The following is a 13,765-nucleotide window of genomic DNA, read 5'->3' on the forward strand; positions in this document are numbered from 1 at the left end:
CAATTAAAATCGATTTTCTAGCCAATTATAGTTTTTCTCTTTACAGCCTTTTCCGGCCGCGATATCGTCGCCCTGATGAGGAACACACCCATGCCAGTCTTGGATTTCAACGTAAAATCAACGGGTAAGCCCACCATCGCCGGGCAGATCGAGGCGCAGCTGCGCCACGACATCCTGCATGGCATTCTGGCTCCGGGCGCCAAATTGAATCTCGACAAGCTCCGGATTGCGATGGGCGTTGGGTTGTCTCCCCTGCGCGAGGCCGTCACCCGGCTTGTCACGGAAGGGCTGATCGAAGCCGAGGCGCAACGCGGCTATACCGTCACGCCGATCTCGCTCGCCAATCTCGACGAGGTCTGCGCCTTGCGGCTCGAACTTGAGCCTTACGCCCTGCGGAAATCCATCGAAAAGGGCGGTCTCGACTGGGAGGCCGCCGTCATGGGCGCCCTGTACCGTTTGAACAAGACCAGCCGGATCCCCGGCGACCCGGACAGCCTTGCCAATTGGGAGGCTGCAAACAACGCCTTTCACCTGACCCTGATCGAGTGCTGCGGCATGCCGCTGCTGATCAAGATGTACAAGTCGCTTGTCAGCATGAATGACCGTTACAGGCACATCTACCTGAAGGCGGTTGCGGTTCAGCGCGACGTGATCGATGAACACACCGCCATTGCGGAGGCTGCCGTCGAACGGCGCGCGGACGATGCCTCCGCCTTGCTGATCAGGCACATCGAGCGCTCAACCAACAACCTGCGGCGCCTTATCTCCGACGAACTGCCGGCGGTTCCGCTATGACGCGCCCGATCGGTCTGGGACATTTCACCTTTCTCGACCTGCCGCCAGCCGAACTGGTCCGGCTGGCACGGCGGTCCGGATTCGGTTTCGTCGGCCTGCGTTTCCACCCGGTCACTCCCGGAGCGCTGAACTGGCTGCCCGATGCGCCCGGTCTGCGCGAACTGGCGCGCGTCATGGAGGGCGAGGGCATCGGCCTCTACGACATCGAGACGGTCGTCATCGATGAGACGCTTGAGCCGGAGAGCCTGGTTCCGGCGATGGAGGCCGCCAAGGCACTCGGAGCCAAGCGCGTCAATGTTTGCGCGGATGTCTTTCCCGCACTTGCGGAGACCTTCGCAAGGATAAGCGCACTGGCCACCGCTCGCGGGCTGGGTCTTGACCTTGAATGCATGGCGTGGCGCGGGATCAATACGCCGCGCGCCTGTCTTGATCTGATTGCGGCCTCAGGCGCCACCGGTGCGGCCTATCTGGCCGATGCATTGCACCATTCGCGCTGCGGCGGCGTCCCCACGGACATTGCCGCCATGCCGGCAGGCATGGTTGTTTCCGCCCAGCTTTGCGACGCCCCTGCCACCGCCCCGTCCGGCAACAGCGCGCTTCTGGCTGAAGCACGCGGCGGGCGCCTTCTCCCGGGCGAGGGCGGGCTGGATCTCGCCGGGTTCGCACGGGCACTGCCGGCGGCGGCGGCCGTCTCCGTCGAAATCCCTTCTGCCAGCGATGCCCGCCCGCCGCTTGAGCGCGCCCGCGCCATCTTTTCCGCGGCCTCTGCCCTTTTCGCACCGGAGACAGCATGAAGACCATCCTTGTCCTTAACGGTCCCAACCTGAACCTTCTCGGCAAGCGCCAGCCCGAGATCTACGGGCGCGAGACGCTCGATGATGTCGAACGCCTGTGCAATGCCACCTGTGCGGACGGGTTTCGCATCCGTCTGCTTCAGTCCAACCACGAGGGCCAGCTGATCGACTGGATTCACGAAGCCCGTGAGACAACCTGCGGGCTGGTCTTCAATCCTGCCGCGTTCACGCATACCTCGATCGCGATTCTGGATGCGCTCAACACCTACGAGCCGCCGGTGATCGAGGTCCACATCAGCCAGGTGCACAAGCGCGAGGCCTTCCGGCACCACTCCTATGTGTCGCTTCGCGCCGATGGGGTGATCGCAGGCCTCGGCCTTGAAGGCTACGCCGCCGGTGTGCGCCGGATCTGCCAACTCGCGTCCAGCCAGCCGCAGTGACAGCGGCGCGCCAGCCCCGGCTCTGACCCGCGAAACCGCACAGCCATCGAGAAGGAGGGCTCCGGATGACCATCATCCACAATCAGCAGGACGTGACGCCCGCCGTCCTGAAGGTCATGGATCAGACCAGCGATCCGCGCCTGCGCGAGATCATGGTGAGCCTGATCAAGCATCTGCACGGCTTTATCCGCGACGTCCGCCTGACCGAAACCGAGTTTCAGCAGGCGACCCGGATCCTCAACACGATGGGTCAGCAGAGCAACGACAAGCACAATGAATTCGTGCTCATGGCCGGGTCGCTTGGCGTGTCGTCCCTGGTCTGCCTGCTCAACAACGGGGACAATGGCACAACGGAAACCACCCAGTCCCTGTTGGGCCCGTTCTGGCGTATGAACCATCCTGTTACGGAGAATGGCGGCTCGATCCTCCGGTCCGAAACCCCCGGCCCACGGCTCTACGGCACGTTCACCTTCCTGGACCAGAACGGCGCTCCTGTCGAAGGGCTGGAGGTGGACATATGGCATGCCTCGCCCGTGGGCCTTTACGAGAACCAGGACGAAAGCCAGGCCGACTTCAATCTGCGCGGCAAGTTCATCACCGGAGCGGACGGAACCGTGCGGTTCCGGTCGGTCAAGCCCATCGGCTATCCGATCCCGACCGGAACGACGGTCGGCATGCTGCTGGCGGCACAGAACCGCCATCCATACCGCCCGGCGCATGTGCATGTCCTGGCCCACAAGGAAGGGTTCAAGACGTTGATCAACCAGACCTATGTCGATGAAACCAGCTATCTGACCTCGGATGTCCAGTTCGGGGTGACGGCCGCGCTGATTGGCAAGCTCGAGAAGCACACCGGCCCGCATCCCGAGGATGGCGAGGTGGGCGAATGGTACACGCTCGAACACACGCTGACGCTCGAGCCGGGCGTCTCGAAACTCCCCATCCCCCCAATCAAGTGAGCCGATGATGTTGACTGAACAGCAGCGCCAGGATGCCGCCGACGCGATCCTGCAGGCAGAACGGACCCGCCAGGTCTGTCCGCAGCCATCCAAGACATGGCCCGGCATGACCCTTGAGGACGCCTATGACGTCCAGCGCCGCTGGGCGGAGGCGCGCATTGCAGGCGGGGCGAAGATTGCCGGCCGCAAGATCGGTCTCACCAGCCGCGCCATGCAGCAGGCCTCAAGGATGACCGAACCGGACTACGGCGTGATTCTGGACGACGCGCTGTTCTATGACGGCGCGCGGATCAAGGCCGGCACGTTCATTAAACCACGGCTCGAAGTCGAACTCGCCTTCATCATGGGCGAGGATCTGCGTGGGGCCGGGTGCCAGGTGCATGACGTGCTCCGGGCAACGGAATTCGTTCAGCCTGCCCTGGAGATCATCGACTACCGCACCGAAGTGCCGCGCCAGATCGTCGACACCATCGCCGACAATGCCGCTTTCGGCGCGATCGTTCTGGGCGGGCGCACCATTCGCCCGTTCGACACCGATCTGCGCTGGATCGGCGCCACCCTGTCACAGAATGGCGTGATCGAAGAGACAGGCGTCTCGGCCGGGGTCATGGGGCACCCGGCCGCCGGTCTGGCGTGGCTGGTCAACAAGCTGGCGCCGCTCGGCGGCGGCTTGAAGAAGGGCGATATCGTGCTGGGAGGATCCTTTACCCGCCCCGTCGATATTTCCTCCGGCGACGTGATCTTCGCCGACTTCGGGCATCTGGGCTCACTGGGCGTCCGGTTCGAGTGACCGGCCTGCCTGTGTCCCCACGCTCACTTCAACCCGCCGGGAGATGGTCATGAATTTGCCTGCCAACGCTTTCAAGGCCGCGCTGCGCGCCGGACAGATCCAGACCGGCCTCTGGATTTCGCTGTCTGATCCGGCGGTGGCCGAGCTTCTGGCCGGTTGCGGCTATGACTGGATGATGTTCGACACGGAACATTCCACGGCGGGCCCGAACGAAGTGATCAGCTTTCTGCGCACGGTGGCTCCCTACCCGGTCAGCGCGGTCGTGCGGCCCGGCTGGAACAATCCGGTCGAGATCAAGAAGCTTCTCGATGCCGGGGCGCAGACCCTGCTGATCCCCTATATCCAGTCTGCGGAAGAAGCCCGGCAGGCGGTGGCGGCAGTGACCTATCCGCCCAAGGGCGTGCGGGGCGTCTCCGGCATTACCCGCGCCACCCGCTACGGCGCCGTTGCCAACTATGCCACACGCGCCAATGAGGAAATCTGCCTGCTGGTCCAGGTCGAAACCCGCGAGGCGCTGTCGCAGCTCAAAGAGATCGTACAGGTGCCGGGCGTCGACGGCGTGTTCTTCGGTCCAGCCGATCTTGCGGCCAGTTTCGGCCATCCCGGCCAGCCCTCGCACCCCGAGGTCAGACAGGCCATTCTTGACGGAATCGGCGTGCTGCGCGGCCTTGGCGTGCCGGCGGGCATTCTGTCACTCGATCAGGATTTTCTGCGCGAGGCCAGGGCCGCAGGCGCCCTGTTCATCGCGGTTGACACCGACAGCGGCCTGCTGCGCCTCGCCGCCCTCGCACGCCGCGCCGGCTGGTCCTGATTCCGGCGCTGGAACGTGTCCGCCTGGCGCATGGCCGCCTGCACCGTGCTGGGTGGGTTGATCGGCGCGCTCCTGCCGTTTGCCGCACGCCGCATCGGCACGGATCCGGCCACGCTGAGCCCGCCGATGATTACCTCGATCATGGATCTGCTCGGCGTCCTCATCTACTTCGGCCTCGTCTATGCCCTCCTCGGGCATATGCTGGTTGGGTCATGGGCCTGCAAGACAACGGCTGCGGACAGCGCGCGCGTTCCGGACACCTGGCTCTTTGGGACAGGCCGGAGCACGGGCGCTGAAAATGGGCAAGGCGGTAAAATCTTCTTCCCTTACGAGACGAGCATGTCCGCCTATCGCAGGGTCAGATCGGACGTTCCATCAGGCACTGGACTCGACCTCCTGGACGATCCATAATTCTCTTCCAGAATAAACTACGGACCGTCCAAGTGGACCCGCTCAGCGATGTGATAGCCTTGCTTCGGCCGAACACGGCCATCTCCAAGCCCATCTCAGGCCGGGGTGCTTGGGCCGTGCGTTACGCCGCTCATGATGCCCCCGGGTTCACGATCGTCCTGAACGGCGAATGTTGGGTCACGTTCGAGGATGAGCCCCCAATGAAGCTGGAAACGGGAGCCTTTTTGCTACTGCCCACCACGCCAGCCTTCACGCTGAGCAGCCAACCCGGCATGGAGGGAGCGCTGCGTGACCCGATGGATGCCCCCGTCCGCCACGGCGAACAGGAAGGCGAAGCGGATTTCAGGGCGCTGGGTGGAACCTTTCGCATCGAGACTGCGAATGCGCCGCTGCTGCTCGCCCTGCTGCCGCGCATGATCCATGTGCCGCCGTCCGAAGGCCGATCGGCACGGCTCGGCCTGCTGATCGATCTCATTGCGGAGGAATGCCGCAGCGAAGAGCCGGGCAAGGACATGATCCTCCAGCGCATGCTCGAGGTTCTTCTCATCGAGGCGCTTCGCTCGCACGGTACGGCGATGGATGAGAACCGGACCGGTCTGCTTCATGGCATGCGCGATCCTGTGCTGGCGCGCGTGCTTGCTGTCATGCATGCTGATGTGCGTGCCGGCTGGACGGTAGCAAGTCTTGCCCGCATTGCCGGGCAGTCGCGTTCAACCTTTGCTGCGCGCTTTGGCGCCGTTCTTGGCTGCGGGCCGATCGAATATCTGGCCCGCTGGCGGATGGCTCTTGCGAAAGACGCACTGCTGCGCGGCGCAAAGACGCTCGACCGGATTGCCGATGAGATCGGCTATGAATCTGTCAGCGCTTTCAGCACTGCCTTTCGCAAGCGGCTCGGCTGTCCGCCGGGGCAATTCGCCAGGATCAACGGCAGTAGCAATGACGCCTGAAGCCAAAAGCATGCAGCTTCAATATGGACGATTGAGCAATATTTATGGACTTTGGATTATTTATCGTCTCTCGGACTAAAGTTATCAAGGAACCATCCGAAACGAATGGAGGTTCCCATGCAAACGATCCTGATTACCGGTACATCCTCGGGTTACGGCCTGGAAACGGCGCGCCACTTCCTCGACAAGGGGTGGACTGTCATCGCCACGATGCGCCGCCCTGACGCCAGCCTTTTTCCTGCTTCGCCGCTGTTGCGTCTCCTGCCGCTCGATGTGACAAGCGATGAAAGCATCGCGGAAACCATCGCCGCCGCCGGCCCTATCGACGTGTTGGTCAACAATGCCGACATCGGTGTGGTCGGCGCATTCGAGGCGACGCCCATGGCACATGTCCGCAAGGTCTTCGCTACCAACACGTTCGGTGTGATGGCGATGTGCCAGGCGGTCATTCCGCAGATGCGCGAACGCCGCTCCGGTGTGATCGTCAACGTGACATCGAGCGTGACGCTGGCCGCCATGCCACTTGCTGCGGCCTACACCGCCAGCAAGCAGGCCATCGAGGGCTTCACCGGATCGCTCGCGCATGAGCTTGGCTGCTTCAATGTCCGGGCGAAGCTGGTGGAACCAGGTTATGCCCCGACGACGCGCTTTGCACAGAATACGGATGTGCGGATCGAGGATCTGATCCCGCCAGCCTATGCCGGTTTTGCAACACCCATCTTCGAGGCTTACGCCTATCCCGCCATGACGACCAAGGAAGAGGATGTGGCCCGGGCAGTCTGGAATGCCGTCTACGACACATCAGGCCGCCAACAGTTTCCGGCCGGTGCCGACGCGGTTGCGCTCTACGAAGCCCGGCAAGGGTGAGGCCGAAGGCCCAATCACAATCCGGCATCGGCCCACCGGCCGGTGCCACTTGTTTTTCGATAGTTCTCAACATCCGGGGCGTGCGAACTTTTTCCCGCCGGATGCCGCCGTTTTTATGTTCTGAGCAAGCAAGTATGGATATGAAGATCGGCCCCGGCACACGATAGGCAATTACTTTCGCATGATATCGTGCAATCGGTGAGAAAATGGCGCGCCGAACCGCGCCGGGTTTGCTGGAGGCTCCAACTCTTGAGTAGGATGGAGCATCATGAGCAAAACCACGAACAAGTTTTCCTCTGAGGTGCGCGCGCGGGCCGTGCGGCTGGTCCTCGACAACGAGGCCCAACATCTGTCGCGCTGGCAGGCGGTAATGTCGATCGCGGCGAAGATCGGCTGCACGCCCCAGACGCTGAACGACTGGGTGAAGAAGGCCGAGGTCGACAGTGGCCGGCGCGCGGGCATTCCGGCCGAGATGGCCGAGAAGATGAAGGCGCTGAAGAACCCGATCCGACGCGAGTTCCACCTCTTCCTGCTGCTCTCAGGACACCGACCCGATGCAATCAAGAGAGCACGTGTCGAGCACGTCGACTTCCGAACCCGGATCCTTCACGTGCCCAAGCCGAAGGGAGGTGAAGCGAAGGCATTCGATATTCCCCTCTCGCGGGCAATGGTCCTCTGCCTGATACGCGGACTTCGCATAGGAAGGGTGATGCACCCCGCGCAATCACGCGAATGGTTGTTCCCGGCAGAGAGCGAAAGCGGCCATATCACCGAGCGCAAGGAAAAGCGTCACGATTTGCCCAAGTGGGGCAACGATCTGCGTCAGACCTACCGCACCGTGGCCCAGGCAGCAGGCATTCCGGAACTGGCCGTTCACCTGTTGATGAACCACTCGATCCCAGGCGTGAATGCGGGAGACATCACCCGCAACAAGCTGCTGAGCGATCACTTGCGCCTCCAACAGGAAGCGATTTCAAGGAGAATACTGGAGGCGGCAGTGACCTCGCCGAATGGAAGCAATGCTGGTCAGTCTCATTGGTGTGCAATCCCGAGCAGACGAATAGTAGCTGACCTGACCGAAGCCTCGCGAGCAGCGAACTGACGGGAAGACTGGGGACGCGGGTTTGCTTGGAAAACTGCATAGCGCGCCTATCGCGCCCATCCGGAGATGTTACCGCATCCGTGGTTCTGCCGGCTCCAATAAGCCTTGTTGGCCTGCGCGAAATTCTCAAAAGAACGGGCAGGTCGGCCCGTGAGCGTTGCAACGGCGTCAGTGGTTCGCGCCTCACTCCCTCCAGCAAGGAAGTTATCTAGTTGGGCCAGTATTTCGGAATAGCCATCGTCCAAGCCGAACTCGATAAACTTTTGGGCAAGTTCTACTGGATCGAGCCGAAGGTGTCGAATGGGCCGTCCCGCGTGCTTTGAGATGATTTCCGCCATCTCGTCATATGTATGGACGGTCGGGCCGGTCAGGATGGCGTCGCCGTTCAGCGGCCGCCCGGCGCACAGACAGACGGCGCCCGCCTCGCCGATATCCTCTGCCCCGACAAAGGCGATGCCGGCGTCACCAGTGGCTGAATATATGCTGTCCCGGACCCTGATCGTGTCGCCATGATGGCCTAGCGTAAAATTCTCGAAGAACCAAGACGGCCGTATCACCGCCCATTCAGGTGCATTGTCGGCTAGAAATCGGTGCACGCCGCCGAGCACCGGCCCGTCGATTGGGATGGCGGAGGAACTCAAGAGCACAAAGCGTCTGACGCCGCTCTCTATGGCTAGCGAAATGAAGGAGGACATCGATGGCAGTGGATCTGGAACGCCTGCCGGAGCGACCAAGTATACAGCGTCAATGCCCGCCAAAGCGGTCTCGAAGCTACCCTGGTCCATCCAGTCGAAGCGGACTCCATTGGGGATCTTCGGCGGCTTGCGAGACGCGATCGTATGCGCCACGCCGCGACGCCGCAAGCCTTCGACAACGTGGCGGCCGGTTTTGCCGGTGCCGCCCGTGACGAGTACGTTGGTAGCGCCGACCATGCTCAGTTCTCCCCTGCATTGAATGCCGCGATGAAGGACTGCGCATTGCCGAAGGTTTCGATAGCCACGAGCGGATTCCAAAAATCTCGGTAGAGCAGGATTTCTCCGGCATCATTGATTCGCATGAACCCCACATAGTGCTGGTTGTAGGGGCGGTTAGTAGAGAGAGAAGTAGCTTCCAACTTGAGTTCAGCAAATCCCTCGGTGCCGACATCGTTTTGGACCAGGCCAATAATAGTGATCCCCTTAACGTCAAACCGCTCTGGAAAACTGCTCATATATTCGGCGATGGCCTTCTTTCCTACGATGCTTTTCTTGTAACCGGGCGGGGCATAAGGGTGCTCGAACACACCCTCGGCCGCCCACAGGTCGACCCAGGCTGCGATGTCTTTGGCGACAATAGCCTCGGTGTAGCGCTTCACAAGCAGAGACAAATCGTTGCGCCTGCCAATCTCAATGGTGCTCATGCCGGTACCTCCTGATTTGCTCGGCAGAAATTTCAAGGGAGACCTTCGACGACGAGACTGATTCCGAATAGGAACATGACGTGCCGGAACGTCGTTACGATATGATGCGACGTCACTAGCTGTTCTATCGGTGGAATGCAAATGCAATTTGTCATATGAGTGCGTGATGAAACACAAACCCACTTCCACTCGACGACCGGCCGGTGCCGCCCTCCTGCAGGAGAACTTGACAAACGCACTGATGCGCTCGGCACTGATCGAACTGGCCCGCCATGGCTATGCCAATCTTACGCTAGGCGCCGTTGCGCGGCGCGCCAAGGTGGGCAAACCGGCGCTCTATCGCCGCTGGGGCAACAAGGCGGAACTGATGGCCGACCTCCTGCTCCATTTCGGAATCCCGATCATCACGATCGAGGATCTGGGCTCTTTGGAGAGTGAACTCGAGGAGTATGCACTGCGCACCTTGGCGATGCTGAAACGGCCGCTGGCGCGAGCGATTCTGCCTGATCTTTATGGCGAGCTGGCGCGCAATTCCGCGCTGAGCGACCATATTAGGGTACATTTCCAGGAGCCGAAGCGTTTTCAGGCACTGCACATTATCGACCGCGCAATCGCCCGCATGGAGATTCACAGTACGGTCGACCGCTCGCTCGCGCTCGATTTGATGGCGGGGCCGCTCTACTGGCGCCTGATGATCACCAAGGATACGGTCGAAACGGACTTTGCGGCGAAGTTCGCAAGGGCGATCGTTGGTGCGCTGAAGGCCTGCTAGGGTTGATTTCCAGCTGACCATGACGGTTGATCGCGGTCAGCGGAATGTGTTGAGCAGCCAAACGAAGCATCCGGAGCATTTTAGCATGCGAATATGGATGGCGGGGCAGAAAGACAAGTGTCATTGAGGGACGCACATAGTTCCAGCTTGGCTTTCGCCAGGGGTAGCTCATATCGGCTGAAATAGCGGTACGCAGCGAGCTTGCCCTCATAGAAGGTTCGATCTTGAGAGGTATGGTCTTCGTTCGCCAAGGTACAGGCCGCCACCTCGGCCTGGCGCAGCCACATCCACGCAATGACGATGTGGCCGAATGCGTCGAGAAAGATTGTCGCATTTGCCGTTCGCCGGGCGACGCCGGCGGAGTTGAGCAGCACCGTCGTCGTCTCGGTAAGCAAGTCGAGGATTTGAGAAAGACGCGAGCAGTCCTCATCGAGATCCCCCACGCCAGAAACGCGCTCAACTGTCGAACGCACCAAATCGACGAAGCGAAAAAGCGTAGCGCCACCGTCTCGCCCGATCTTCCTTTCCACCAGATCAAGACCCTGGATGCCGTAAGTCCCTTCGTGGATGTGGTTGAGCCTGTTGTCGCGATAGAGGCGCTCGACTGGATAGTCCCGGGTGTAGCCGCAGCCTCTGAAAATCTGGATGGCCCATTTGTTGCCTTCCAGGCAGTGCTCCGACGGCCAGGATTTTACGACGGGCGTCAGCAGCCCAAGCAATTCCCCGAGCCAGCGCTTCTCGTCAGACTCTTCCTGGACCGCAAGTTCGTCCACCAGGGTGGCGCAGTAGAGAGACACAGAGAGACTGGGCGTCTTCCACCGCGGCCTTCTGCGCCATCAGCATCCGCCTGACGTCAGCATGTTCCACGAGCGGGACCTGCGGACTCGAGGGGTCCCTCCGGACGAAGCCACGTCCCTGCGTGCGGGTTTGAGCATATCCCGCCGAATATAGATAGGCGCCGAGCGCAGCCATCGTGGAGGCGTGTCCAACAGCGGTGCGTACCTCGTTCATCATGTGGAACATATGCTCGATGCCGCGATGCGGCTCGCCGATGAGATAGCCGATGCAATCGCCCGTCTCGGCGAAGTTCAGCAGGCAATTCGTCGTACCGCGTTGGCCCATCTTGTGGTTTAGGGCCGCCAACGCGTTCATGTCGACGGCTCGGCGGACCATGCCATGCTGCGTCGCAGAAAACGCCCCTAAGGGCGTTTACTAACTTAATGATTTTCTTTGAGAATTTTGGAGCGAGTGAAGGGATTCGAACCCTCGACACCAGCCTTGGGAAGGCTGATGGCCGGTCCCTGCCGCGATCGAGGCGTACCTTCCCATTGATGAACGACTCCAGTTCGATTTCGCATACTAACTTCGAAATTAGTATGCGGATATCAACTAAGCCTTTGAAATTGAATGGCGCGCCCGAAAGGATTCGAACCTCTGACCCCCAGATTCGTAGTCTGGTGCTCTATCCAGCTGAGCTACGGGCGCGCAGTGCCTGTGTGAGGCAGTGTCTGGTTGCTGGACTTGCGGATATACCTGCAAGGAAACCAAACAGCTGTTCGTTCACCGCGTTGCCGCGGCGGCTGCGAACGAGGGGGTATCTACCGGCCTCCCGGACGGATTGCAAGGGGCGTTTTCGAGTTTTTTTATCCGGCGCTGAAAAACCGCAGACTCCTGCGGCGAAAACTTTGCAGAAAGCCTGTGCACGGCGGTGGATAACATATCCGGCAAAGGGCCCCGCCCCCACGCCGCATCAAACGCCTTCAGAACTGACTTGAACTGTGGGCGGGAGGAGCCCCTGTGCCCGCCAGCCAAGGCTCTGCCGGATAATAAGGACGGCGAAAACACCGTTCCACTGCACGCCGCCTCTCATACCAAGGCTTTTGATGCCGACGCATTACGCGCTGAAAAGACTCTGCGCCGCACGGGCTTGAGAAGCTCCCGGTCTGTCAGGCTCACCGGCAGCCGCTCACGCCTCCGGCGCGGCGCGCTGGGGCAGCTGGATGCAGAAGGTGGTGCCGGGCCCGGTGTCTTCCAGCACGAGGCGGCCGCCGTGGGCGCGGACGATTTCAAGGGCGATGGCAAGGCCAAGGCCGGTGCCGCCGTTCTTTGCCCCGCTCTGGAAGGCCCGGAACAGGCCGGCACGCACGGCAGGGGGAATGCCGGGCCCGGTATCCCGGACGCGGATGAGGCATTCGCCTTCAATCAGCGCCGCTTCAATGGTCAGACGGCAGACATGGGCGGCGTCCGCACCGGCTTCCATCGCCTGCACGGCATTGCGGCACAGGTTCACCAGCACCCGGAACAGCTGCTCCGGATCTGCCTCCAGCTCGAAGCCTTCGGCCACGCGGCTCTCGAATTCGATGCCCGGATGCTCGGCAAGCGCCAGCAGTTCGGCCACGTCGCTCACCACCCGCTCGAGGCGGATCAGGCGGCGGCGCGGCGGCTCTTCCCGCGCCTTGCCATAGGCCATCACGGCCTGGGTGTAGCCGACCGCACGGTCGAGCGTCGCCAGGATCTTCGGCACCAGCCGCTTCACGGTCGGATCGGGCACATGCTCGATACGCTCCATGAACAGCTGCGCCGAGGCCAGAAGGTTGCGCAGGTCATGGTTGATCTTGGACACGGCAAGGCCAAGGTCGGCGAGCCTCTGCTTCTGGTGCAGGGCGCGGGAAAGGCCCCGCTGCATGTCAGCCAGCCGCTTTTCCGCATCGCCGATCTCGTCGTCACGTCCGCCCGGCACAATGATGCGCGCCGTATCCTCGGGATCTTCGGCAAAGCGGGCCATGGACGCCGACAGGCGCTGCAGCGGGCGCACGAACATCCAGCGCAGCGCCAGATAGACGAGGCTGGCCGTGATCACCGAGATGATCAGCGTCAGCCCGAGAATGCGGCCCGAGAAGGCCAGCATGTCCTTGCGCAGCATGGCGACCGGAAGCACGATATCCACCTTCTGCACGTCATCCCCGGCGCTGGAGCCCATCGGCAGCGGCTGGCTGACGCGCATCAGGCCGGAGCCATCGGAAAACAGCACCTCGACACTGTCGCGGATGGCACTCCAGGGCGTCTCTTCCTCCATGTCGATGACATAGCGGATCTCCTCCGGCAGGCCGCTCATGGCGATCAGGCTGCGGCGGCCCTTGTGGGTGAGAGAGATGGCGACGGCCCCCGTCACCCGCATCAGCTCTTCCTGCAGGCGCGGGGCGATGGTGTTGGTCTCGGACAGGACGGCGGCGGCCACACCGGCGGTGGTGAGCTTGTCCTTCAGCCATGTGCTGCGGAAATTGGCGACTGACGGCACATAGACGAAGACTTCCGACAGCATGACGAAAAGCACTGTCAGAAGCAGAAGTTTGCCGGACAAGCCGGCAGAGCGGCGCCGCACAGCCCCCCCTGCGGGAACAGGAGCAGGCGGAACGGCAGGCAGCCCTTCACCGGGGGGCGGAGTGGCCCCTCCGGACGCCGTGGGCGGCTGTTCGTGCTTCATCACTCTGCTCCAGCGCCCCTCATCCGCCCCAAGCACCTGCTTCTGCTTTATAACCCGGCGCAGGCGTCATGTCAGCCACCCCGCCAGCAAGCCGTTGCGCAGTGGCGATTCCCCCGGCCTGCGGACAGGTGCAGGGTAGCACGGACCCGGCGGAACCTGAGCCAGCTGTGCAAATCCTGCCTCCTGCGGCCTGC

At 61.9% G+C, this 13,765-nt stretch carries 15 protein-coding genes, 1 tRNA gene and 1 pseudogene; 11 read left to right on the forward strand and 6 right to left on the reverse strand.

Translation table 11 applies throughout. From position 1 onward, the window contains the following. The first annotated feature begins 90 nt into the window (after positions 1-90). The 10 genes and pseudogenes from IF10I1_RS22185 to IF10I1_RS23190 form a co-directional block, all read left to right on the forward strand. Entirely contained in the window at positions 91-795 is a 705-nt protein-coding gene (locus IF10I1_RS22185; RefSeq protein WP_186392165.1) for a GntR family transcriptional regulator, read from the forward strand. After that, the gene (locus IF10I1_RS22190; protein WP_186392166.1) at positions 792-1,589 is read left to right on the forward strand and encodes a sugar phosphate isomerase/epimerase; all 798 of its coding nucleotides are present in this window, start codon (positions 792-794) and stop codon (positions 1,587-1,589) included. The genes IF10I1_RS22185 and IF10I1_RS22190 overlap by 4 nt, the downstream gene beginning before the upstream one ends. Continuing rightward, positions 1,586-2,029, forward strand: a complete 444-nt coding sequence (gene aroQ / locus IF10I1_RS22195) for a type II 3-dehydroquinate dehydratase (RefSeq protein ID WP_186392167.1) — start codon at positions 1,586-1,588, stop codon at positions 2,027-2,029. The genes IF10I1_RS22190 and aroQ overlap by 4 nt, the downstream gene beginning before the upstream one ends. A gap of 65 nt (positions 2,030-2,094) precedes the next feature. After that, complete coding sequence (locus tag IF10I1_RS22200) at positions 2,095-2,988, forward strand: dioxygenase (protein ID WP_186392168.1); 894 nt, start codon at positions 2,095-2,097, stop codon at positions 2,986-2,988. Between the two features lie 7 nt (positions 2,989-2,995). Further along, positions 2,996-3,778, forward strand: coding sequence for a 2-oxo-hept-4-ene-1,7-dioate hydratase (gene hpaH, locus IF10I1_RS22205; RefSeq protein WP_186392241.1), 783 nt, complete (start codon positions 2,996-2,998; stop codon positions 3,776-3,778). Between the two features lie 49 nt (positions 3,779-3,827). Further along, the gene (locus tag IF10I1_RS22210) at positions 3,828-4,589 is read left to right on the forward strand and encodes an HpcH/HpaI aldolase/citrate lyase family protein (protein ID WP_186392169.1); all 762 of its coding nucleotides are present in this window, start codon (positions 3,828-3,830) and stop codon (positions 4,587-4,589) included. A 15-nt stretch (positions 4,590-4,604) separates the two neighbouring features. Continuing rightward, entirely contained in the window at positions 4,605-5,000 is a 396-nt protein-coding gene (locus IF10I1_RS23050; RefSeq protein ID WP_244284657.1) for a magnesium transporter, read from the forward strand. A gap of 50 nt (positions 5,001-5,050) precedes the next feature. Then, on the forward strand, positions 5,051-5,947 hold the full coding sequence (locus tag IF10I1_RS22220; protein WP_371341516.1) for an AraC family transcriptional regulator: 897 nt from the start codon (positions 5,051-5,053) through the stop codon (positions 5,945-5,947). A 117-nt stretch (positions 5,948-6,064) separates the two neighbouring features. After that, entirely contained in the window at positions 6,065-6,814 is a 750-nt protein-coding gene (locus IF10I1_RS22225; RefSeq protein WP_186392171.1) for an SDR family oxidoreductase, read from the forward strand. A gap of 268 nt (positions 6,815-7,082) precedes the next feature. Beyond that, positions 7,083-7,367: pseudogene (locus IF10I1_RS23190) on the forward strand (transposase); the annotation flags it as partial. Positions 7,368-7,963: 596 nt separating this feature from the next. Here the strand turns inward: IF10I1_RS23190 and IF10I1_RS22235 are convergent. Both IF10I1_RS22235 and IF10I1_RS22240 read right to left on the reverse strand, forming a co-directional pair. Further along, complete coding sequence (locus IF10I1_RS22235; protein WP_186392172.1) at positions 7,964-8,848, reverse strand: NAD(P)H-binding protein; 885 nt, start codon at positions 8,846-8,848, stop codon at positions 7,964-7,966. A gap of 2 nt (positions 8,849-8,850) precedes the next feature. Then, positions 8,851-9,315, reverse strand: coding sequence for a nuclear transport factor 2 family protein (locus tag IF10I1_RS22240; RefSeq protein ID WP_058897994.1), 465 nt, complete (start codon positions 9,313-9,315; stop codon positions 8,851-8,853). A gap of 166 nt (positions 9,316-9,481) precedes the next feature. Here IF10I1_RS22240 and IF10I1_RS22245 point away from each other — a divergent pair, with 166 nt between their 5' ends. Further along, a complete protein-coding gene (locus tag IF10I1_RS22245; RefSeq protein WP_082675857.1) occupies positions 9,482-10,087 on the forward strand; it encodes a TetR/AcrR family transcriptional regulator in 606 nt (201 codons plus the stop codon). 80 nt (positions 10,088-10,167) lie between these two features. Here IF10I1_RS22245 and IF10I1_RS22895 read toward each other — a convergent pair whose 3' ends face one another. The 4 genes from IF10I1_RS22895 to IF10I1_RS22260 form a co-directional block, all read right to left on the reverse strand. Continuing rightward, entirely contained in the window at positions 10,168-10,860 is a 693-nt protein-coding gene (locus tag IF10I1_RS22895) for an acyl-CoA dehydrogenase (protein WP_208977312.1), read from the reverse strand. Then, on the reverse strand, positions 10,829-11,260 hold the full coding sequence (locus IF10I1_RS22900; RefSeq protein ID WP_208981062.1) for a hypothetical protein: 432 nt from the start codon (positions 11,258-11,260) through the stop codon (positions 10,829-10,831). Before IF10I1_RS22900 ends, IF10I1_RS22895 begins: the two co-directional genes overlap by 32 nt. Before the next feature lie 235 nt (positions 11,261-11,495). Further along, positions 11,496-11,572, reverse strand: a tRNA-Arg gene (locus IF10I1_RS22255). 481 nt (positions 11,573-12,053) lie between these two features. Next, positions 12,054-13,448, reverse strand: a complete 1,395-nt coding sequence (locus IF10I1_RS22260) for a HAMP domain-containing sensor histidine kinase (RefSeq protein WP_208977314.1) — start codon at positions 13,446-13,448, stop codon at positions 12,054-12,056. Between the last annotated feature and the right edge of the window lie 317 nt (positions 13,449-13,765).

The organism is Pannonibacter sp. I15F10I1 (assembly GCF_900185665.1).
GTDB classification, from domain to species: Bacteria; Pseudomonadota; Alphaproteobacteria; order Rhizobiales; family Stappiaceae; genus Pannonibacter; species Pannonibacter indicus.

Excerpts from the sequence above, each read along its gene's own strand:
- IF10I1_RS22210 (WP_186392169.1), top strand. The coding sequence starts at position 3,828 with ATGAATTTGCCTGCCAACGCTTTCAAGGCCGCGCTGCGCGCCGGACAG.
- IF10I1_RS22245 (WP_082675857.1), top strand. The coding sequence starts at position 9,482 with ATGAAACACAAACCCACTTCCACTCGACGACCGGCCGGTGCCGCCCTC.
- IF10I1_RS22900 (WP_208981062.1), bottom strand. The coding sequence starts at position 11,260 with ATGGTCCGCCGAGCCGTCGACATGAACGCGTTGGCGGCCCTAAACCAC.
- IF10I1_RS22185 (WP_186392165.1), top strand. The coding sequence starts at position 91 with ATGCCAGTCTTGGATTTCAACGTAAAATCAACGGGTAAGCCCACCATC.
- IF10I1_RS22240 (WP_058897994.1), bottom strand. The coding sequence starts at position 9,315 with ATGAGCACCATTGAGATTGGCAGGCGCAACGATTTGTCTCTGCTTGTG.
- IF10I1_RS22235 (WP_186392172.1), bottom strand. The coding sequence starts at position 8,848 with ATGGTCGGCGCTACCAACGTACTCGTCACGGGCGGCACCGGCAAAACC.
- aroQ (WP_186392167.1), top strand. The coding sequence starts at position 1,586 with ATGAAGACCATCCTTGTCCTTAACGGTCCCAACCTGAACCTTCTCGGC.
- hpaH (WP_186392241.1), top strand. The coding sequence starts at position 2,996 with ATGTTGACTGAACAGCAGCGCCAGGATGCCGCCGACGCGATCCTGCAG.
- IF10I1_RS22225 (WP_186392171.1), top strand. The coding sequence starts at position 6,065 with ATGCAAACGATCCTGATTACCGGTACATCCTCGGGTTACGGCCTGGAA.
- IF10I1_RS22190 (WP_186392166.1), top strand. The coding sequence starts at position 792 with ATGACGCGCCCGATCGGTCTGGGACATTTCACCTTTCTCGACCTGCCG.
- IF10I1_RS22200 (WP_186392168.1), top strand. The coding sequence starts at position 2,095 with ATGACCATCATCCACAATCAGCAGGACGTGACGCCCGCCGTCCTGAAG.